Source organism: Micromonospora sp. NPDC049044 (genome assembly GCF_040649215.1).
In the GTDB taxonomy this organism is placed as follows: Bacteria; Actinomycetota; Actinomycetes; order Mycobacteriales; family Micromonosporaceae; genus Micromonospora.
Genome location: NZ_JBEZFA010000055.1, coordinates 1 through 20,098 on the forward strand (window position 1 = coordinate 1; position 20,098 = coordinate 20,098).

Annotated in this window: 21 protein-coding genes; 10 read left to right on the forward strand and 11 right to left on the reverse strand. The window is 70.9% G+C overall.

Annotated elements, in window-relative coordinates:
- Nucleotides 1-91: 91 nt before the first annotated feature.
- A complete protein-coding gene (locus AB0B85_RS30870; RefSeq protein ID WP_357412804.1) occupies nucleotides 92-2,269 on the reverse strand; it encodes an ATP-dependent DNA helicase in 2,178 nt (725 codons plus the stop codon).
- A gap of 143 nt (nucleotides 2,270-2,412) precedes the next feature.
- Here AB0B85_RS30870 and AB0B85_RS30875 point away from each other — a divergent pair, with 143 nt between their 5' ends.
- The 4 genes from AB0B85_RS30875 (at nucleotide 2,413) to AB0B85_RS30890 (ending at nucleotide 5,769) form a co-directional block, all read left to right on the forward strand.
- Entirely contained in the window at nucleotides 2,413-2,919 is a 507-nt protein-coding gene (locus tag AB0B85_RS30875) for a DUF402 domain-containing protein (protein WP_357412806.1), read from the forward strand.
- 135 nt (nucleotides 2,920-3,054) lie between these two features.
- On the forward strand, nucleotides 3,055-3,996 hold the full coding sequence (locus AB0B85_RS30880) for a PPK2 family polyphosphate kinase (RefSeq protein ID WP_357412808.1): 942 nt from the start codon (nucleotides 3,055-3,057) through the stop codon (nucleotides 3,994-3,996).
- A 128-nt stretch (nucleotides 3,997-4,124) separates the two neighbouring features.
- Nucleotides 4,125-4,751, forward strand: coding sequence for a DUF47 family protein (locus AB0B85_RS30885; protein ID WP_357351199.1), 627 nt, complete (start codon nucleotides 4,125-4,127; stop codon nucleotides 4,749-4,751).
- Nucleotides 4,752-4,761: 10 nt separating this feature from the next.
- Nucleotides 4,762-5,769 carry an inorganic phosphate transporter gene (locus AB0B85_RS30890; RefSeq protein WP_357412878.1) on the forward strand — a complete coding sequence of 336 codons (1,008 nt, stop codon included), beginning with the start codon at nucleotides 4,762-4,764 and terminating at the stop codon, nucleotides 5,767-5,769.
- A 51-nt stretch (nucleotides 5,770-5,820) separates the two neighbouring features.
- Here AB0B85_RS30890 and AB0B85_RS30895 read toward each other — a convergent pair whose 3' ends face one another.
- Nucleotides 5,821-6,789, reverse strand: a complete 969-nt coding sequence (locus tag AB0B85_RS30895; protein WP_357412809.1) for a Gfo/Idh/MocA family oxidoreductase — start codon at nucleotides 6,787-6,789, stop codon at nucleotides 5,821-5,823.
- Nucleotides 6,790-7,019: 230 nt separating this feature from the next.
- Here AB0B85_RS30895 and AB0B85_RS30900 point away from each other — a divergent pair, with 230 nt between their 5' ends.
- Complete coding sequence (locus tag AB0B85_RS30900; protein ID WP_357412812.1) at nucleotides 7,020-7,853, forward strand: NUDIX hydrolase; 834 nt, start codon at nucleotides 7,020-7,022, stop codon at nucleotides 7,851-7,853.
- Between the two features lie 293 nt (nucleotides 7,854-8,146).
- Here AB0B85_RS30900 and pstB read toward each other — a convergent pair whose 3' ends face one another.
- The 7 genes from pstB to AB0B85_RS30935 all read right to left on the reverse strand — a co-directional run bounded on the left by pstB (nucleotide 8,147) and on the right by AB0B85_RS30935 (nucleotide 15,282).
- Complete coding sequence (gene pstB / locus AB0B85_RS30905; RefSeq protein WP_357412880.1) at nucleotides 8,147-8,923, reverse strand: phosphate ABC transporter ATP-binding protein PstB; 777 nt, start codon at nucleotides 8,921-8,923, stop codon at nucleotides 8,147-8,149.
- 17 nt (nucleotides 8,924-8,940) lie between these two features.
- The gene (pstA, locus tag AB0B85_RS30910) at nucleotides 8,941-10,029 is read right to left on the reverse strand and encodes a phosphate ABC transporter permease PstA (protein ID WP_357412814.1); all 1,089 of its coding nucleotides are present in this window, start codon (nucleotides 10,027-10,029) and stop codon (nucleotides 8,941-8,943) included.
- Complete coding sequence (pstC, locus tag AB0B85_RS30915) at nucleotides 10,026-11,117, reverse strand: phosphate ABC transporter permease subunit PstC (RefSeq protein WP_357412816.1); 1,092 nt, start codon at nucleotides 11,115-11,117, stop codon at nucleotides 10,026-10,028. Before pstC ends, pstA begins: the two co-directional genes overlap by 4 nt.
- Nucleotides 11,118-11,156: 39 nt before the next feature.
- Entirely contained in the window at nucleotides 11,157-12,266 is a 1,110-nt protein-coding gene (pstS, locus tag AB0B85_RS30920) for a phosphate ABC transporter substrate-binding protein PstS (protein ID WP_357412818.1), read from the reverse strand.
- A 291-nt stretch (nucleotides 12,267-12,557) separates the two neighbouring features.
- Nucleotides 12,558-13,484 carry a mycothiol synthase gene (mshD, locus tag AB0B85_RS30925; protein WP_357412820.1) on the reverse strand — a complete coding sequence of 309 codons (927 nt, stop codon included), beginning with the start codon at nucleotides 13,482-13,484 and terminating at the stop codon, nucleotides 12,558-12,560.
- 60 nt (nucleotides 13,485-13,544) lie between these two features.
- On the reverse strand, nucleotides 13,545-14,408 hold the full coding sequence (locus tag AB0B85_RS30930; RefSeq protein WP_357412822.1) for a polysaccharide deacetylase family protein: 864 nt from the start codon (nucleotides 14,406-14,408) through the stop codon (nucleotides 13,545-13,547).
- 154 nt (nucleotides 14,409-14,562) lie between these two features.
- Nucleotides 14,563-15,282 (reverse strand): response regulator transcription factor, encoded by a 720-nt coding sequence (locus tag AB0B85_RS30935; protein ID WP_184188346.1) that lies wholly within the window; start codon nucleotides 15,280-15,282, stop codon nucleotides 14,563-14,565.
- Between the two features lie 242 nt (nucleotides 15,283-15,524).
- Between AB0B85_RS30935 and AB0B85_RS30940 the strand changes: the two genes are divergently transcribed.
- From AB0B85_RS30940 to AB0B85_RS30960, 5 genes are all read left to right on the forward strand, one after another.
- Nucleotides 15,525-16,583 carry a hypothetical protein gene (locus AB0B85_RS30940; protein ID WP_357412824.1) on the forward strand — a complete coding sequence of 353 codons (1,059 nt, stop codon included), beginning with the start codon at nucleotides 15,525-15,527 and terminating at the stop codon, nucleotides 16,581-16,583.
- Nucleotides 16,584-16,687: 104 nt separating this feature from the next.
- Entirely contained in the window at nucleotides 16,688-17,476 is a 789-nt protein-coding gene (locus tag AB0B85_RS30945; RefSeq protein WP_357412826.1) for a DUF2993 domain-containing protein, read from the forward strand.
- 92 nt (nucleotides 17,477-17,568) lie between these two features.
- A complete protein-coding gene (locus tag AB0B85_RS30950) occupies nucleotides 17,569-17,646 on the forward strand; it encodes an Ms5788A family Cys-rich leader peptide (RefSeq protein ID WP_310503780.1) in 78 nt (25 codons plus the stop codon).
- Nucleotides 17,647-17,850: 204 nt separating this feature from the next.
- The gene (locus AB0B85_RS30955) at nucleotides 17,851-18,699 is read left to right on the forward strand and encodes a sulfurtransferase (protein ID WP_030490110.1); all 849 of its coding nucleotides are present in this window, start codon (nucleotides 17,851-17,853) and stop codon (nucleotides 18,697-18,699) included.
- 2 nt (nucleotides 18,700-18,701) lie between these two features.
- The gene (locus tag AB0B85_RS30960) at nucleotides 18,702-19,022 is read left to right on the forward strand and encodes a DUF1416 domain-containing protein (RefSeq protein WP_357412829.1); all 321 of its coding nucleotides are present in this window, start codon (nucleotides 18,702-18,704) and stop codon (nucleotides 19,020-19,022) included.
- Nucleotides 19,023-19,085: 63 nt separating this feature from the next.
- Here the strand turns inward: AB0B85_RS30960 and AB0B85_RS30965 are convergent, their stop codons facing one another.
- Both AB0B85_RS30965 and AB0B85_RS30970 read right to left on the reverse strand, forming a co-directional pair.
- Nucleotides 19,086-19,256, reverse strand: a complete 171-nt coding sequence (locus AB0B85_RS30965; RefSeq protein ID WP_357412831.1) for a hypothetical protein — start codon at nucleotides 19,254-19,256, stop codon at nucleotides 19,086-19,088.
- Between the two features lie 567 nt (nucleotides 19,257-19,823).
- Entirely contained in the window at nucleotides 19,824-20,009 is a 186-nt protein-coding gene (locus AB0B85_RS30970) for a hypothetical protein (RefSeq protein ID WP_357412833.1), read from the reverse strand.
- Nucleotides 20,010-20,098: the final 89 nt, after the last annotated feature.

The following is a 20,098-nucleotide window of genomic DNA, read 5'->3' on the forward strand; positions in this document are numbered from 1 at the left end:
CCGGTCGGCGCAGACGGAGAACCCTGGCCGGTTCGCCCTGGCCGATGTGGACGGCCCGCTCACCGGCGAGGCTGCCGAGCAGGCTGCGGCGTCAGGACTTGGCGAGGCGTTGCAGAGCGCCGCGGGCCACCTCGGGGCGGGTCGTGTACCAGAAAGGCGGCAGCGAACGGCGCAGGAACGGCCCGTAGCCACGAGCCGTCTCCAGCCGGGAGTCGAGCACCGCGACCACCCCCCGGTCGCCGGTCGCCCGGATCAGCCGGCCCACGCCCTGCGCCAGCCGCACCGCCGCGATCGGCACGCTGACCGCGGAGAAGCCGGAACCACCGCCCGCGTCCACTGCCGCGGCACGGGCTGCCGCCAACGGCTCGTCCGGGCGCGGGAAGGGCAGCCGGTCGATGACGACGAGCTGGCACGCGTCACCCGGCACGTCCACGCCCTGCCAGAGCGACATCACGCCGAACAGGCAGCTCGCCCGCTCCTCCCGGAACCGGCGGACCAGCAGTGGCAGCGCCTCCTCACCCTGCAACAGCACCGGCAGGTCGGTGCGGGCGCGCACCAGCTCCGCGGCCTGCTGCGCGGCCCGCCGGGAGGAGAAGAGCCCGAGGGTACGACCACCGAGCGCCTCGACCAGCGCGAGCAGCTCTTCCCCGGCGGCGTCGGGCAGCCCGGAGACGCTGGGGCGGGGCAGGTGCGCGGCGACGTACAGGATGCCCTGCCGGGCGTAGTCGAACGGCGAACCGACGTCGAGGGACCGCCAGCCGGGGCCTTCGGTCGCTGGCACTACGGCGTTCGGTACGACGGCGTTCGGGGCGGCGTCGCCGGCCAGCCGACGAACTGGCGTCTCGGCGGCCGGGCGACCCGGGCCGGTGCGGGCGGCCAGCGCGGCCGCGGCGGGGGATGGCGGGGCGGGCGGCGGTGCGTCCAACCCGAGGGCGCGGGCCACCGTGTCGAACCGGCCGCCCAACGCCAGGGTCGCCGAGGTGGCGACGACTGTGCGTTCGTCGTACAGGTGGGTGGCGAGGGTGCCGGCCACCGACAGCGGCGCGACCACCAGGGCTCGGCGGCTGCCGCTGTCGTTCTTCTCCACCCAGGCCACGTCGTGGTCGGCCTCCTCCAACAGTCGCTGCGCGGTGCCGGAGAGCTCGTCAAGTGCGGCCTTGGCCTGCTGCTTGCGGACCGGGTCGGGATCGTCGGACTTGATGTCGCCGATCGCGTCCAGGGCGGCCCGGGTCGCCGCGTCGAGCAGCGTGCACGCCTCCCGCAACGGTGTGGGCAGCCCGGCGGTGAGTCGCCCGGCCGGCGCCTCGGCCAGCCCGACCGCGAGGGCGTCGCCGGCTGCGGTGAGCGCCTCGGCGGTCTCCGGCCGCAGCAGCGTCCGGGCCCGCCGGGTGGTGCGGTCGATCTGCTCCGGCACCAGCTCCGCCTGGGCGGCGGAGGAGACCCGGTCGGCCAGCTCGTGCGCCTCGTCGACGATGAGCAGCTTGTGCGGCGGCACGATGTGCCGGTCGGCGAGCATGTCGACAGCGAGCAGGCTGTGGTTTGTCACGACGATGTCGGCCTCCCGGGCGCGCGCCCGCGACGCCTCGGCGAAGCACTCCTGCCCGAACGGGCAGCGGGTCGCCCCGACGCACTCCCGGGCCGGCATCGACACCAGCCGCCAGGCCTGATCGTCGACGCCCGGGTCCAGCTCATCCCGGTCGCCGGTGGCGGTCCGCTCGGCCCAGTCGCGCAGCCGCTCGACCTGCTTGCCCAACCGGCCCGCCTCACCGAGCCACTTCGTCCCGCCCCCGGGGCGGGCCGCCGGGGCGTCGAAGAGCGTGTCCTCCGGCTCTTCCTCGGTGGAGTTGTCGAGCCGGGCGAGGCAGAGGTAGTGGTGGCGGCCCTTGAGCACCGCGAACGTGGGCCGACGGCCGAGCAGCGGTTCGACCGCGTCGGCCAGCCGGGGCAGGTCGTGGTCGACAAGCTGCGACTGCAACGCCAGGGTGGCGGTGGAGACCACCACCGGGCCGTCCACGGTGAGCGCCGGTGCGAGGTAGGCGAGCGACTTGCCGGTGCCGGTGCCCGCCTGCACCAGCAGATGCTCGCCGCCGGCCACGCACTCCTCGATCGCGGTGGTCATCTGCTGTTGGCCGGGGCGTTCCGCTCCGCCGGGCACCGCGCCGACCGCCGCCGCCAGCAGCTCGCTGCCGCTGGGCCGGGCACCCCGCCGCCGGCCCTTGGCGCGGGCCGACGGGGTGGCGGAACCGGTGGTGGTGCGGGACGGAGTCACCGTGCGACGGTACCCGTCGCCGCCGACACCGGCCGTGCCCCTCCGCCGCGTGGCGCGCTGCCGACCCCGCCCGTCGTCGCTGTCGCGTCACCCGGTTACCGCCGCGCTACGACGGGTGGGCGGTATCGGTTAGGGTGCGAATCATGCCGAGCGACATGGTCCGAGTGATCTACCGCAAGTACGACGGCAGCGCCCACCGCGACTACCCGGCCCGCCGGCTGACGGAGGACGACCTCGGTATCTGGCTCGGCGTGCCGCAGGGCACCGAGTCGGTCTACCACGGTCGGCCGTCGGTGGAGAAGATTCCGTTCGTGCTGCTGGTTCCCCACCGTGCCTGGTGGACGGCCATGTTCAACCCTCCGCCCCGCACCAGCGAGGTCTACTGCGACATCGCCACCCCGGCCCGCTGGGAATCCGACGACACGGTCCACCTGATCGATCTGGACCTGGACGTCGTCCGGCGGCGGGCCACCGGCCTGGTGGAACTGCTGGACGAGGACGAGTTCGCCGAGCACCGGGCCCGGTTCGGCTACCCGGACGACGTGGTGGCCGAGGCCGAGGCCGCCGCCCAGCGACTCTTCGGAGCGCTCGGCGACGGCACCGAGCCGTTCGCCAGCGCGTACCGGAAGTGGTTGGCCCTGGTGGTCTGACGCCGCCACGCGCGGCCGGTTCACCACCGCACGGCCCACCACCACCCTCCTGTCGGGGTCGTACGCGGACCGCGCCGACCGGCGGTGGGTGGGCCTCGGCGGGCGGATCGACTGCGATTGGGCGATGATCCGTGGATGAGCGCACCCCGACAAGGGCAGATCGTGGCACCGGCCGGCGGTTCGGTGCGGGAGTTGTTGCGGGTCACCGCACCGGTGGACCTGGGCGCGGTGGACCCCCGGTCCACGCCCGGCGTGCCGGACACGGCAGGACGCGGCGAGCAGCGCAAGGCCTGGGCGCGGGAGCAGGTGGAGCTGGTCGGCGGCGAGCTGGCCCGGCAGCAGGAGATGCTCTACGCGATGGCCAAGGCCGGTTTGGACCGGCCGGCCCGCCGGGTGCTGCTGGTGCTCCAGGCGATGGACTGCGGCGGCAAGGACGGCACGATCAAGAGGGTGGCCGGCGCGATGAATCCGCTGGGCCTGCACATCCGCTCGTTCGGGCCGCCGACTCGCCAGGAGTTGCGGCACGACTTCCTGTGGCGGATCCGGCGGGAGTTGCCGCCACCGGGGTACGTGGGGATGTTCAACCGTTCGCACTACGAGGACGTGTTGATCGCCCGGGTCGCCGCGCTGGTGCCGGAGGCGACCTGGCGGGCCCGCTACGACGAGATCAACTCGTTCGAGCGGGAGTTGACCGAGGGTCGGCTGACAGTGCTCAAGGTGATGCTGCACATCTCGTACGCCGAGCAGGGCAAGCGCCTGCTGGAACGGCTCACCGACCCGCGCAAGCACTGGAAGTACAACCCCTCCGACGTCGACTCCCGATCGCACTGGGACGACTACCAGGCCGCGTACGCCGAGGCCCTCAGCCGGTGCGGCACGGACGCCGCGCCCTGGTTCGTGGTGCCGGCGGACCGTAAGTGGTACCGGGACTGGGCGGTGGCCCATCTGCTGCGTGAGACGTTCGGCACGCTCGACCTGGGGTATCCGGCTGCCGATTTCGACGTCGACAGTGAGCGCGAACGGTTGGTCGCTGGGGGAGCGGGTGCGGGTGGGACTGCCGAGATGAACAGCAGATGAACGACCGGTGAATGACGTCTGACCAGGGGTGGGCCGTCGAATTCGCGGTTCTGTCGTTTCCTAGCATTCACCGAGCGGGTGCCCGACGGGTGCCGCCACCCTTCCACCGACGCGACGAGGTCTGTGCTGTGAAGTTTTCCTTCCGCCCCACCGAGGGCGCCTTCTACGAGCTCTTCACCAGGGCCGCGCAGAACCTGGTCCGGGGCACCACGCTGCTCAACGAGCTGGCCCTGCCGGGCGTGGATGTGCAGTCCGTGAGTGAGCGGCTGACCGAGGTCGAGCACGACAGCGACCAGATCACCCACGACCTGTACAAGAAGATCAACTCAACCTTCATCACGCCGTTCGACAGGGAGGACATCTACCGGCTCGGCTCGCTGCTCGACGACGTGATGGACCACCTGGAGGCGGTGGGCGACCTGCTCTACCTGTACGGGCTGACCGAGCTGCCGGCGCTGCCCCGCGAGCTGCACGAGATGGTCAACGTGCTCGACCAGCAGGCCAAGCTGACCGCCGACGCGATGCCCCGGCTGAAGTCGATGAAGGATCTTGAGGACTACTGGATCGAGTGCAACCGGCTGGAGAACGAGGGCGACCGGATCAACCGGCAGTTGCTCGTCCGGCTCTTCTCCGGTGAGTACGACGCGTTGACGGTGCTGAAGATGAAGGAGGTCGCCGACGAGCTGGAGGCGGCCTGCGACGCCTTCGAGCACGTGGCCAACACTGTCGAGACCATCGCGGTCAAGGAGTCCTGAGCCGGTGACTGTGACACCCGAACTCATCGCCGTGTTGGCGGTGATCGGGGTAGCCCTGGCGTTCGACTACACCAACGGCTTCCACGACGCCGCCAACGCGATCGCGACAAGCGTCTCCACCCGGGCGTTGACCCCCCGGATCGCCCTCGGCCTCGCCGCCGTCGGCAACTTCGTCGGCGCACACTTCGGTGCCGGCGTGGCCAAGACGGTCGGCGACGGCCTGGTCACCCTGCCGACCGGGGTGAACAGCCTCGGCGTGGTCTTCGCCGGGGTGCTCGGGGCGATCGCCTGGAACCTGATCACCTGGTACTTCGGGCTGCCCTCGTCGTCCTCGCACGCGCTCTTCGGCGGCCTGGTCGGCGCGACCCTGCTGTCCACCGGGGGCATCGTGCAGTGGGGCAACATCGGCGAGAAGGTGCTGCTGCCGATGGTGCTCTCGCCGATCGTCGGCCTCACCCTCGGTTACGTGCTGATGCTGGCCATCCTCTGGCTGTTCCGCAAGGGGCAGCCGGGCAAGCTCAACCGGGGCTTCCGCTGGGCGCAGACCGTCTCCGCGGCGGCCATGTCGGTGGGCCACGGCATGCAGGACGCCGCCAAGACCATGGGCATCGTGGTGCTGGCGCTCTACACGGGTGGTTTCCAGGAGAGCAAGACGCACATCCCGGGCTGGGTGTTCTGGACCTCGGCGACGATGCTGGCGCTTGGCACGTACGCCGGCGGCTGGCGGATCATCCGCACCCTCGGTCGTAAGATCATCGACCTGGGGCCGCCGGAGGGCTTCGCCGCCGAGACGGTCGCCAGCGCGGTGCTCTACTTCAACGCCCTGGTGTTGAAGGCACCGATCTCCACCACCCACACCATCACCTCGGCGATCATGGGCGTGGGCGCGACCAAGCGGCTCTCCGCGGTCCGCTGGAACGTCGCAGGCAACATCGTGCTCGCCTGGATCATCACGTTCCCGGCCGCCGCACTCATCGCCTGCGTCACCTACCTGCTGGTCCGGCCGCTCTTCGGCTGACCGGACCCGGCACCACGACGGCCCCGGTCACCGCGACCGGGGCCGTTCGTCTCACTCGTAGCGCACGCCGATCTGCTCCCGCACCGTGTCCAGCAGCGCCATCACCTCAAGGGTCGTGGTGTGCGGCACGACAGGGCTCTCGGTCAGCCCGGCCGCCAGGCAGCGCTGTACCTCGATCGCCTCGTACTGGTAGCCGTTGCCGGCCCCGTCGGCGACGATCGTCTCCGGCTCCGCGCCGGCCCGGTGCACAGTCACCGATCCCGGCCGGAAGAACGGCTCCGGCAGGTCGATCCGTCCCTCGGTGCCCGTGATCGAGGCGGTCTGCCCGCTCAACCCGACGATGCCACAGCTCAGGGTTGCCAGCGCTCCGCTGTCGTAGCCGAACAGCAGGCCGGTGTTCTCGTCCGTCCCCTCCGGGCCGAGCTGCGCCCAGGACCTGATGTGCTGCGGCACCCCGAGCAACAGGTGGGCCAGGCTGATCGGGTAGATACCCAGGTCGAGCAGGGCGCCGCCGCCCAGCGCCGCGTTGCGCATCCGGTGCTCCGGCGGGAACGGCCCGGCCACCCCGAAGTCGGCCCGGACGCCGGTCACCGTGCCGATCGCCCCCTGCGAGATCAGCTCGACCACCCGCAGGATCATCGGGTTCAGCCGCATCCACATGGCCTCCATCAGGAAGACCCCCGCGGCGCGGGCGGTGTCCACCAGCTCGGTGCTGGTGGCCAGGTCGAGGGTGAACGGCTTCTCCAACAGCACCGCGCGACCGGCGGTCAGGCAGGTCATCGCCGCCTCGTGGTGCGCGGAGTGCGGCGTCGCCACGTAGATCGCGTCCACCTCGGGGTCGGCGGCCAGCTCCACCCAGGAGCCGTACGCACGCTTCGCGCCGTACGTGTCGGCGAAGCGCCGCGCGCTCTCGACGGCGCGGGAGCCGACCGCGACCAGTTCGGCGTCCGGCACCAACCGGAGGTCTTCGGCGAAACGGCTGGCGATGTGGCCGGTGGCCAGGATGCCCCAACGAGTCATGCCGGAACGCTAACCCCTGTGCCTGCGGGGCGAACGCCGCCCCTCGCCGCCCGGCCACCCCTCGGTTCCCCCTTTGCTCTGCTTCAGCCCAGGCAACACCGACGAGCCGTTTCTGTTGCCTCCGCTGAAGCAGAGCAATTCTGTTGCCTCCGCTGAAGCAGAGCAAAGGGGCTGAGCATGGGTTCGCGGCGCCCCGGCAGTGCGGTGTGGCGGCGAACTAGGCTCGCGGCATGACGATCGACAGTGCCGGCTTCGTCGCGCCCGCCGCCCTGGTCGAGCACGCCCGCCGGTTCCAGGCCGAGGGTGGCACTCCGGCCACGCCGCGGGTCGCGGCAACCGTCTTGCTGCTGCGTCCGACCGACACCGACTTCGAGGTGTACGTCATCCGCCGGGTCGCCGCGATGACCTTCGGCGGGATGTACGCCTTCCCCGGCGGCGGGGTGGACCGCTCCGACTCCGAGGCACATCTGGACTGGGCGGGGCCGGCACCGGACGAGTGGGCGGACCGGCTCGGGGTGGCCCCGGACGCCGCCCAGGCGGTGGTCTGCGCCGCCGCGCGGGAGGTCTTCGAGGAGGCTGGCGTACTGCTCGCCGGCCCGGACCGGGGGACAGTGGTCGGCGACGTCAGCGGCGACGACTGGGAGGCGGCCCGGCAGGACCTGGAGGGGCGTCGGCTGGGCTTCGCGGCGCTGCTCGCCGACCGTCAGCTCACCCTGCGGTCGGACCTGCTGCTGCCCTGGAGCCGGTGGATCACTCCCGAGTTCGAGCCGCGCCGCTTCGACACGTACTTCTTCGTCGCCCTGCTGCCGGCGGGACAGCGGACCCGCGACGTCTCCGGCGAGGCCGACCACACGCTGTGGATCCGGCCGGCGGACGCGCTGGCCCGGGCTGAGGCCGGCGAGCTGACGATGCTGCCGCCGACCCTGGTCACGCTGGCCCAGGTGGCGGCGGCCGGCGACCTGGCCGGCGTGGCCCGTGCGGCGGCCGACCGGGACGCCGCCACCCCGGTCACCCCGCGTCTGGACCTGCCCCCGAACGGCGAACCCCGCTTCGTCCTCGATTGAGCCGCTCGCTGCCCCGTCGCGCGTCGCCCGCTGCCCGTCTGCAAGATCGTGCTCGATCCTTGAAGTAGTGGCATCGTCGTGCGGGGGAGGCCACTACTTCCATGTTCCAGCACGATCTTGCGCGGGCGCGGGCGCGGGCGCGGGCGCCGGGCGCCGGGCGGCGGTGCCGGGGCGGCGGTGGCGGTGGGGCAGCGGGCGGGCGTGGTTGGTGGTGGTGGCGGGGGGATGGCGTGGGAAACGGCACCGGCGCCCACGCCGGGAGGGCGGGGCGCCGGTGACCGGTCGCTGTCGGCTCAGCCGAAGCGGCCGGTGATGTAGTCCTCGGTCTTCTTCACGCTCGGGTTGCTGAAGATCTTCTGGGTGTTGTCGTACTCGATCAGTCGGCCCGGGTCGCCGGTCTTCTCGATCGAGAAGAAGGCGGTCCGGTCCGACACCCGGGCGGCCTGCTGCATGTTGTGCGTCACGATGATGATCGTGAACTTGTCCTTGAGCTGGAACATCAGGTCCTCGATCGCCAGCGTGGAGATCGGGTCCAGGGCCGAGCACGGCTCGTCCATCAGGACGACCTGCGGCTCGACTGCGATGGTCCGGGCGATGCAGAGCCGCTGCTGCTGACCGCCGGAGAGGCCCGCGCCGGGCTTGCCCAGCCGGTCCTTGACCTCGCCCCACAGGTTCGCGGCGCGCAGCGCCTTCTCGGCCGCGTCCTCCAGGATCGACTTCTTGCGGACCCCGTTGAGCTTCAGCCCGGCCACCACGTTCTCGAAGATGCTCATGGTGGGGAACGGGTTCGGCCGCTGGAAGACCATGCCGATGGTGCGCCGGACCGCCGTGACGTCCACGTCCCGGTCGTAGATGTCCTGGTCGTCGATTGTCAGGCTGCCCTCGACGCGGGCGCCCGGCAGCACCTCGTGCATCCGGTTGATCGACCGCAGGAAGGTCGACTTGCCGCAACCGGATGGCCCGATCAGGGCGGTGACGGTCTTCGGCTCGATGGTCAGGTTGATGTTCTCGATCGCCTTGAACCCGCCGTAGTACGCGGTGACGTTCGAGGCTTCGACGCGCTTGGCCATTGTGGTACCTCCGGGGTTCATCGGCTGAGCCTGTTGCGACGGGCCAGCAACTTCGCCGCGATCGTCAGGATGAGCACGAGGGCGACCAGGGTGAGTGCCGCGGTCCACGCCCGTGCCGGCGAATACTTGGACGCCTCGCCGGCCTGCTGGTAGACGAAGAGGGCCAGCGACGACTGGTTGTTCTCGAAGGGGTTGAAGTTGATCGCCGCGCCACCGCCGGCGACCAGGAGCACCGGCGCGGTCTCGCCTGCCGCGCGGGCGATCGCGAGCATGACGCCGGTGACGATGCCGGGCAGTGCCGTCGGCACCACCACCCGCAGGATGGTCTTCCACTTGGGTACGCCGAGCGCGTAGGCGCCCTCGCGCAGCGGGGCCGGTACGAGGCGGAGCATCTCCTCGGTGGACCGGACGATGGTGGGCAGCATCAGGACGGCGAGGGCCAGCGCGGCGGCGAAGCCGGAGAAGCTCGGCCGGCCGTCGTTGAACCACGGCGAGACGATCAGCACCCAGAACGCCAGCACGAAGAGGCCTGTGACGATCGACGGGATACCCGTCATTACGTCCACGAAGAACCGGATCGCGAAGGCGAAGCGGCCGCGGCCGTACTCGACGATGTAGATGGCGCAGAGGATGCCGAGCGGCACGGTGATCAGGGTGGCGATGCCCACCTGCTCCAACGTGCCGATGATCGCGTGGTACGCGCCGCCGTTGGGGTCGCGGGCCCCGATGTTGTTCATCGAGCTGTTGAAGAAGTCGCCGTCCAGGCGCTCGGTGCCCTTGCTGACGAGCGTCCAGACGACCGAGGCGAGCGGCAGCACCGCGAGCACGAACGCGGAGTGGATCAGCGCGCTCCAGGTGCGGTTGCGGGCGGAGCGGCGCCCCTCGACCGCGTTGGCCGCGGCGAAGAGCCCGGCCAGGTAGAGGACCGCGCCCAGGACGATCACCAGGACCGGGCCGCCGATGCCCGCGCCGTAGACGATCACGGCGGAGAGCGCGAAAGCCGCCACGGCGATGACAGGTGCGGCGTACCAGGGCAGCCGCCGGGCCCGCAGTGACGCTGGCGGGGCCGGTGGCCGGTTGCGGTGGGAGGTGACGGTTGTGCTCATGCGGCGGACTCCGTGAACTCCCGGCGGCGGTAGATGATCGCCCGCGCGATGATGTTGACGATCAAGGTGATCGCGAACAGCACCAGGCCGGAGGCGATCAGGGCGCCCCGCCCGGTCTCGTTCGCCTCGGCGAACCGGTTGGCGATGTTGGCCGCGATGGTGTTGCCACCGGATTCGAGCAGGTTGAACGAGATGGCGTAGGTGGAACCGAGGGTCAACGCCAGCGCGATGGTCTCACCCAGCGCGCGACCCAGGCCGAGCATGACCGCGGCGATGATGCCGGGGCGGCCGTACGGCAGCACCGCGGTACGCAGCATCTCCCAGCGGGTTGCGCCCAGGGCGATGGCGGCCTCCTCGTTGGCCGTCGGCGTCTGGAGGAACACCTCGCGGGTGAGCGAGGTGACGATCGGCAGGATCATGATCGCCAGTACCAGGGAGCCGAGCAGGATCGAGTTGCCGTAGGGGCCGTCGCCGCCGAAGATCGGGATCCAGCTGAAGTACTTGTTGAGCCACACCGAGAGGTCCGACACCGGGCCGATGAGGTAGTCGCGGCCCCAGAGACCGAACACCACGCTTGGTACGGCGGCCAGCAGGTCGATCAGAAAGCCGAGGCTGTTGCCGAGCCTGCGGGGGGCGTAGTGGGACAGGTAGAGCGCGATGCCCATGGCCACCGGCACCGCCATCAGCAGCGCCAGGGCGGCGGTGAGAACGGTGCCGAAGGCGAGCGCGCCGATGCCGAACGTGGGCGGGCTGTCGTTCGGGAACCAGCCCTCGAAGGTCCAGAAGTTCGCGGAGTTGGCACGTAGGGCCGGGATCGCCTTGGCGATCAGGAAGACCGCGATGGCCACGATGATGACCAACACCGTCGTTCCGGCAGCCAGGGTGAGGCCACGGAAGGCCCGCTCGGCGCCGAACTTCCGGTTTCGGGGCAGCGCGCCGCCGCCGCCGAACCCGGCGCCGCCCGGGGAACGGGTGCTGACTGGTGCCTCGGCCACACGCGCCGAGGCACCGGCGGGCCACTCGTGACTCTGGGTCACGCGCGTCCCGCCGGTGCCGGCGTCGGCCGAGCGGTGAGGGGTTTCACCCATCTGCTCGCTCGATTCGGTTGCGGAGGTGGTGGATTCGGGTCAGGAGAGGTTCTTGACCGCGGTCTCGACCTTGGTCCGGACGGTCTCCGGCAGCGGGGCGTAGCCCAGCTCGGTCAGCGAGTTCTGGCCCTCGGTGCTGGCGGCGTGGGTCAGCAGGCCCTTGACCAGCGGCAGCTTGTCGGCCGCGAGGCCCTTGCTGCAGACGATCTCGTACGTCGCCAGGACGATCGGGTACGCCCCGGCCTCCTTGGTGTTGTAGTCGATCGACAGCTTGAGGTCGTCGCCCTGGCCCTCGACCTTGGCCCCGGCGATGGTCTTGCCGGCGGACTCGGCGGTCAGCGCCGCCCACTCGCCGGCGCCGTTCTGCACCTTGGCCTTGTTCAGCCCGGAGTTCTCGGCGTACGACCACTCGACGTAGCTGATGGTGCCGACGGTGCTCTTGACCTTGCTGGCGACACCGTCGGACTTGGCGGCACCGACGCCACCCGGGGCCTTCCACGCCTTGGCGTTGCCGAAGGTCCAGTCCGCCTCGGCGGTCTTCGACAGGTACTTGGTGAAGTTGTCGGTGGTGCCCGACTCGTCCGAGCGGTGAACGGTCTGGATGGTGGCGGACGGGAGCTTGGCGTCCGGGTTGTCGGCCTTGATCGCCGGGTCGTCCCACTTGGTCACCGTGCCGGCGAAGATCTTCGCCAGGGTGGCCGGCTTGAACTGGAGGTCCTTCACGTCGCCGCCGGCGTTGTATACGACCGCGACCGGGCCGATCACCATCGGCAGGTGGATGGCCTTGCCGCCGGCGCACTTGGCGTCGGCCTGCGGCTGCTCCTCCGGCTTGAGCGCGGAGTCGGAGCCGGCGAAGTCGGCGGTCCCGGCGATGAACGCCTGGACGCCGGCACCCGATCCGGAGGACTCGTAGTTGATCGTGGTGCCCTGGCACTTCTGCTGGTACGCCTTGATCCACTCGGCCATGGCGTTCTTCTGCGCCGACGAGCCCTGGGCGTTCAGCGTGCCGGTAGCGCAGTCGACCGCGGCGGCCGAGCCCGCGGCAGTTGCGCCGGAGGCGGGCTCGTTGTTGTCCGAGCCGCATGCGCTGAGACCGAGCGTCGCGGCAAGAGCGAGGCCGGCAATAGCGCCGTACCGCTGGAGCTTCACCTGAGGGGTTTCCCTTCGCGTCTGACTTGGCGCCCCGATCCCGGGGCCCGAGGACCGGCTTTGACCGGCTGACACGAAAGTTAGAAGTGCCAGGTAGCCGGTTCGCCGGTCGCAAGTGAACGCGAGGTGAACACGTACGGCCCCCGAGGTGACCGCTTGCTGAGGGTGAGTTGTCCGGTAAGTGAACCGGGATACACCTGTCGGAAGTATGGCTATATTTCCGGTTCGGCGTTATGCCGCCGACGCCCGGCCGTTACCCGCCGGTGACCCGGTCGGCGCGCCGGCCGGCGGTCAGCCCAGGTGGTAGTTGATGTGCGCGGACCAGCGGGCGAAACCCAACCGCTCGTAGAGCGCTACCGCCCCGGCGTTCGACTCGTCCACGTAGAGCATCACCCGGTCCAGGCCGCGCTTGTCCCGCAGGTACGCCAGCCCGGCAGTGGTCAGGGCCCGGCCGAGCCCGCCGCCGTGCGCGGTCGGCTCCACGCCCAGCACGTACACCTCGCCGATCCGCGCCGATCCCGGGCGTTCGTGCACCTTGGTCCAGTGGAAGCCGAGCAGTCGACCGGTGGCGGTCTCCTCGGCGAGCAGGAAACCGGCCGGGTCGAACCACGGTTCGGCGAGGCGGACGCGCAGGTCGTCCGAGGTCCACCGCCCCTGCTCGGGGTGCTCGGCGAAAGCGCGCGAGTTGAGCGTCAGCCAGGCCGCGTCGTCCACCCCCGGCCGGAACGGGCGCAGCGCCACCCCGTCGGGCAGGCGCGGCTCGCCCAGCGGGGCGGTCAACGGCCGGCGCAGCTGCCAGAGCACCCGCGCCCGGGTGAACCCGAGATCGACGGCGAGCGCCGCGGCCGACGGGTGGTCGCCGTGAGCCCACGCCCGCAGTGGCCCGGTGGCCGAGGCGAGTACGCCCCGGGCCAACGCGCGACCGGTGCCGCGCCGCCGGTACGCGGGGTGCACCACCAGCTCGACCCCGATCCCGCCGACCGGGTCGGTGGTGTCCAGGTGCGCGTACCCGGTGAGGGTGCCGTCGTCGGCGCGGGCGATCAGGTGCAGGGCCGGGGCGTCCGGGTCACGCAGGCGGAGCAGGACGTGCTCGTCCAGCGGGTTCGCGCCGTCGGTGTCGCCCGCGGCGCTGGCGAGGGCCAGAATCTCGCCGATCTCCGCCGGTGTCGGGCGGTCGGTCCGGGTCACCTGGTCGCTTGTCGGCTCCGCGCTGCTCATTCCGCCACCGTATCCGCTGCCTGTCCGGACGCCCGGAGCGTCGCCGAGTAAAGCCGTGCCTCAGGTCGGGTCGGTGGGCAGCGCCTCCAGCTCGAACCTGCCGGTCAGGTCGGGCAGGATCCGGCGCAGCGCGTCCACGGTGCCCTGCCGGTTGCCGCCGGCGTCGTGCAGCAGCACCACCGAACCGGGTTCGGCCTGCGTCAACACGGTCGCGGTGATCTTGTTGGCGCCGGGTAGGTCCCAATCCGACGGGTCCACCGACCAGTGCAACGGGGTCATGCCGAGTTGCCGAGCCACCGACACCACGGGGTACGTCCAGGCGCCGCCCGGCTGGCGGTACCAGACGATCGGTGCGTTCGGTACCGCCGCCCGGATCGCCTGGTTGGTGCGCAGCAGGTCGGCGCGGATCGCGTCGGTCGAGCGGGTACCCAGGCTGACGTCGTGGTGCCACGAGTGGTTGCACAGGGTGTGCCCCTCGTTGACGATCGCCTGGATCAGGTCGGGGTGGTCCTGCGCGTTCTCGCCCACCACACAGAACGTGGCGTGCACGTGGTACTCGCGTAGCAGGGCGAGGACCTGTGGGGTGTAGCGCGGGTCGGGGCCGTCGTCGAAGGTGAGCGCGAGTCGTGCGGAGCCCGAGGTGGCGTGCGCGCCGAACAGCTTGTCGGTGCCCGCGTCAGGGGTCGACCCGTCCTGACCGGTCTCGGCCGGACCGGTGCGGGCACTCGGGGTGCCGCTGGGCTCGCCGCCGCTGGGCTGGTCGGCGTAGTGCGGCCCGTCGGCACTCGTCGTGGCCCCGGTGGAGTGCCCCGGAACCTGGTCGGGGACGAGACTGCGGCCCAGCGCGTACGCCGAGCCGAGCAGTGCCGCCACCACCACGGTCACGATCCCGGCCGCCCTGGCGGTCGAGTTGCCCCGCGTCACGGCGTCTGCCTGGCTGGCCGGTCAGTCCGGCCCGTTGCCCCCGTCGTCACTGCCCGCACCGCCGCCCCCTTTTCCGACAAACCCGGCAGTCAGAATAGGACTGCCAAGCCGTGCAAAAAGGGCATATGGGAAATCGCCCAGGGCTTCCCCAGGATCAGACCGGCAGCGGCGCGTGCTCTGCCTCCGCCAGCGATCGCGACGGCGGAACGACGAACTTGTAGCCGACCTGGCGGACGGTGCCGATCATCGACTCGTACTCCGAGCCGAGCTTGGCGCGCAACCGCCGGACGTGCACGTCCACGGTGCGGGTGCCGCCGAAGTAGTCGTAGCCCCAGACCTCGCGCAGGAGCTGGTCCCGGGTGAAGACCCGGCCCGGGTGCTGGGCCAGGAACTTCAACAGCTCGAACTCCTTGTAGGTGAGGTCGAGCGGTCGACCCTTCAGCTTGGCCGCGTACGTGTCCGGGTCGATGGTCAACTCGCCGGCCCGGATCGAGCCGCCCGCGCCAGCCGTCGCGTTGCTCAGCCGGCCCACCGCCAGCCGCAGCCGTGCCTCGACCTCGGCGGGGCCGGCCGAGGCGAGGATGACGTCGTCCACGCCCCAGTCCGCGTTCAACGCGATCAGACCGGCTTCGGTCACCACCGCGACAAGCGGCACGCCGAGCCCGGTGGCGTGCAACATGCGGCAGGTCGCGCGGGCCTCGCTCAACTCCGACCGGGCGTCCACCATCACCGCGTCCGGGCTGGGGCCCGCGACCAGGGTGCGAACGTCGCGCGGTGCGGTGCGCACCGAGTGCGGTAGCAGGTCGAGCGCCGGCAGCACGGCCGACGGTTCGCCGGCCCGCGCGGTCACCAACAGCAGGATCTCCACGATCACCTCCGTCCCGGCGGCGCATGGCCGCACGCGACCAGACACACTCACGAGGGAGCGCGCTGAGAAATTGCGTGGTCCCGGCGTCGCTGACGGGCGGGGTAACGGGTTGAGCGTAACCGATCGCCTCGGCCGCGCCGGTAGGCCATTTCCTGTTTGTCTACCTTGCCCCTGATCGTGGCCCAGGTTTTAACGTTGTTGAAACCCGTGACCGCCGTGTCGGGCCGCCGGTCTGGCACGATCGGGTCGTGTTTCCCTCCACGTCGCCCGAGGCCGGCCGCGAATCGTGGCCCGCCGGGCCCCACCCGGGCCCGGCCGCCACACCGACCCGCGGCCAACCGCCCGCGCCGCGTACCGGCCCGGCCACCACCGACGGCGATCGCCGCGACCGGGGTGGGCCCCGCCGGGCCCGACGGGCCGGTGAGCCGGCCCGCCGAGCCGAGGACGAGGTCGACGAGCCGGAGGAGGAGGTGATCCCCCCGGTCGAGGTGCGCCGCCAACTGGCGGTGACCATCGCCGGCTTCGCCGCGCTGCTCGGTGTCGGTCTGGTGCTCGGCGCGCAGACGTCGGGCCCCGGCCACCGCCTGCCGTTCGCGTTCATCATCTTCGGCGTCCAGTTGCTGTTCGTGCTGGCCTGGACCATGGCCATGCGACCGCCCGCGCTGCTCGTGGTGGCCGGGATCAGCGCCGCGGTCGCGGCGCTGGTCGACATCGCCGCCGTGCAGACCGACGTCGCCGGCTTGGCGCCGCTGGGCTACCTGGCTGTCGGCGGGTTCGTCGCTGCCGTGCTCGGCCAGCTCTTCCGTCGGGTCGACCGGGTCCGGGTCACCGACTCACTCGGCGCCACGCTGCTCATCGTGGTCGGGGTGGTCGCGTTCGGCACCCTGATCGTGCTCAGTCGGATCCCGGCCGGCACCCAGGCGATCACCGTCTGCCTGTCCGCCAGTGGCGTCGCGCTAACCGTCGCCCGGCTCACCGACGCCGTGCTGCCCTGGCCCCGGCTGGCTCCGCAGGTGCCCCGGGGCGCCGCCGGTGTGGTGGCCGGCGCGATGGTCGGCACGCTCACCAGTGGGCTCCTGGGCAGCTACCTGGTGGCTCCCTTCACGCCGACCCGGGCCGCCGTGATCGGCCTGGTCGCGGCGGTCACCGCCGTCCTCTCCGATCTCGCCGTGGGGTACGCGGAGGCGGGTCGGCTGATGGCCGGCGAGACGCCAACGATGTGGGTGGCCCGGCACATGCAGGGTCCACTCGGCGGCTTCGCCCTCGCGGCGCCGGCCGCGTACGCCATGTGCATGCTCCTCCTCTGAGGAACGGTTGAGCGCGGAGCGGGTCGGGTACCTACGGGTGCGCCGCCCTGCGGCGTCGGTACGAACGATCCGTCGCGGCGCGACGGGCGGAGACAGGAGGCGGCGTGGCGCAGGACAATCCGGTGGACGAGGCGCGACCCCGACGGCGTGGCCGCAAGCTGCTCATCGGGCTTGCCGTTCTGCTCCTGCTGCTGGCCGGGCTGGTGGTGGTCGCCGATCGGGTGGCGGTCGGGATCGCCGAGCGGACCATCGCCGACCGGGTGCGTCAGGAGATCGCCAAGCAGGGCGCGCAGTCGGCAGCACCCGACGTGGAGGTGGGCGGAACCCCGTTCCTCACCCAGGTCCTGAACGGTCGTTACGAGCGGATCACCATCAACCTGCGGGACGTGCAGGCCCAGGTCGAGGGTGACGCGGTTCGACTGCCGGTGCTCGATGTGACAGCCCGCAACGTGCGAGCCTCGCTCGACACCCTGCGCTCCGGCCAGGGTGACGTCGTGGCGGAGACCGTCAACGGTGCCGGCACGATCAGCTACGAGAGTCTGACCGCGCTGCTGAAGCGCCCGGGGCTCACCCTCGGCGAGCAGAACGGCAAGCTCGCCGTCAACGGCCCGGCCGACATCCTCGGTCAGAAGATCACGATCAGCGGCACCGCCGACGTCGTCGTCGCCGACAACGGCGCGGTCTCCCTGCGTTTCAACGACCTGGACGCCGCGGGTCTGCCGAACCTGCCGCTGGCCCGTACCTTCCTGAACAACTTCGCGAAGAGCATCTCCATCGACGTGCCCCTGCCCGACCTGCCGTTCCAGCTCGCCGTCCGGGAGGTCCGTCCGCTGCCGGAAGGCCTGGCGGTCACCGCCGACGCGAAGAACGTACCGATCAATTCCGCCAGCTGAGGTGCGACCCGGGCCGGACGGCGGCCCGGGGCGTTCCCGGATGGTGGTCGGCTCAGTGGCAGCACGGTCACCGGCTGGTAGGCTGCCTGCTCATGGGGACCCACCTCACCAAACGGCGCGCGGTCGACCTGTGTCGCGTGGCCACCTGCCTGTGTCGCCCCGTCATCTGACGGCGGGGCTGTCTCCGGCCGCCTGACGGCGGTCACCGGCACAGGGTTCTCGTACCCTCCGGTAATCCCACCGAACGCCCGGCAGCGGCGCCGTCGCACGAACCCGTGATCCCGTCCTTCCGCTGGGTCCCGCGCGGTGCGACAGTTACACACATCGATACTCGCGCGTTGGCTCACCATCCATCCTCACCAGGGAGTGATTCGATGAGTCGCGACACCGCACTCGTTTCGGCCGAGTGGGCCGAGAAGAACCTCGACGCCCCGGGCGTCGTCTTCGTCGAGGTCGACGAGGACACCTCGGCCTACGACACCGGCCACATCGCCGGCGCCATCAAGATTGACTGGAAGACCGACCTGCAGGACCAGGTCCGCCGGGACTTCGTCAACAAGACCCAGTTCGAGGCGTTGCTCTCCGAGCGGGGCATCAGCAACGACGACACCGTCATCCTCTACGGCGGTAACAACAACTGGTTCGCCGCGTACGCCTACTGGTACTTCAAGCTCTACGGCCACCGCGACGTCAAGCTGCTCGACGGCGGTCGCAAGAAGTGGGAGCTGGACGCCCGCCCGCTGGTCACCGACGCGGTGTCCCGCCCGGCGACCCAGTACGTCGCGCAGGAGCCGGACACCTCCATCCGGGCGTTCCGCGACGAGGTCGTCGCTGCGATCGGCACCAAGAACCTTGTCGACGTGCGCAGCCCCGACGAGTTCGCCGGCCGGCTGCTCGCCCCCGCCCACCTGCCGCAGGAGCAGGCGCAGCGGGCCGGTCACATCCCCACCGCGATCAGCGTCCCGTGGTCCAAGGCGGCGAACGAGGACGGCACCTTCCGCTCCGACGACGAGCTGCGCCGGATCTACGGCGACGCGGGCCTCGACGACGGCAAGGAGACCATCGCCTACTGCCGGATCGGTGAGCGCTCGTCGCACACCTGGTTCGTGCTCCAGGAGCTGCTGGGCCACCGCAACGTCAAGAACTACGACGGCTCCTGGACCGAGTACGGCTCCCTCGTCGGCGTGCCTGTCGCGCTCGGTGACGAACCCGGGGAGGCCTGATCATGACGCTTCCCACCGCCGCGAGTTGCGCCGCACCCGACCAGGCCGCGCCGCTGCCGGCCAGCCTGGACCTGGAGAAGGAAACAGTCATCACCGGCATCGTCCGCTCCGCCGCCGACGAGCCGGTGCCGGGCGCGTACGTCCGGCTGCTCGACTCGACGGGTGAGTTCACCGCCGAGGTGGTGACCTCGGCCGCCGGCCAGTTCCGGTTCTTCGCCGCACCGGGCTCCTGGACGCTGCGGGCCCTGTCCCGGCACGGCAACGGCGACACCGCCGTCACCGCCGGCCGGGGTGTCAACGAGGTCGCCGTCACCGTCGCCTGACCCACCGCTCTGATCGACCGGGGCCGGTCACCCGCCGTGGGTGATCGGCCCCGGTCGTTGGCGTCAGTATGCCTGCAACCTGCTGTGATTCTCGGCAGGAGCGGAGTCGGGTGGCACCACCTTGTAGTCCAGCTCCTCAAGTGCCTGAGCGGCAGTTCCCGGGGCGTCGCGCACCGCGGCGAGCAACTGGATCTGCGCCACTCTTCCCGGCCCGCGCCGACAGCGCTCCGCCACCCCGTGACCGTGTCGACGCAGAATTCCTCAACCACTGCCTGCAAGACATCCTCGACGCAGGGACGGAATCGGTGCCCGCCGAGCGGGAAGTGGAACTTTGCCAGCCTCGGCACCTCGTGTCGCCGTCGTCTGGCTTTGGGGCGCCCGCTCGGCCCGTCCTGCATCACGAAGGCGAACTCGTCGCGATGACCGTGTACGTGCAGGTGCGCGGAGGGAACGCCAGGTTGTGCCTCGCGGACGTACTCGTAGCGGAACAAGGGCGCCTTGTCGCCCTTGGCTGTCACATGGAGCCAGGAAGCCTCCACGGCCAGGTGTCTACCGCTCGAATCCAGGCAGCAGTTGAACTTGATCAGCAGGTCAAGACGGTGCTTGTTGTCGATGTACAGCGGGAAGGTGCCGAAATCGTCCCCCTCGACGATGCCGACCATGACGCGGCCGCCGTTCCTGCCGGGCATCAGGAGCGCGGACAGTCGCTTCTCTGTCCGCACCACACGGTGCAGCCGGCTGGTGATGTCATCGGCGAAGGCGCTGGCTTTGGCGATCAGGTCGGGAGAGACGGGTGCCCCGTCAGCTGTCATCGCCGAGCAGGTAGTCGATGGAGCGGACCATCTCGTAGACGCTGCGTTCCTCGGGACGAAGCTCGAAGTTGCGCCCCAGCTCGTACAGCGTCTCCTTGTCCATGTGGACGCGCTCCAGGAGCCGGGTGCGCCACTCGCGTAGCTGATCGGCGGTCTTGACGATGGCGGTGCCCATTGCTGGTCCTCTCGCCGTCGACGACGTCGCTGTTGGCGTCACTCTAGTGCCTCCCTCCGACGGCGCGGACCGCGTCCTGGATCCCCGCG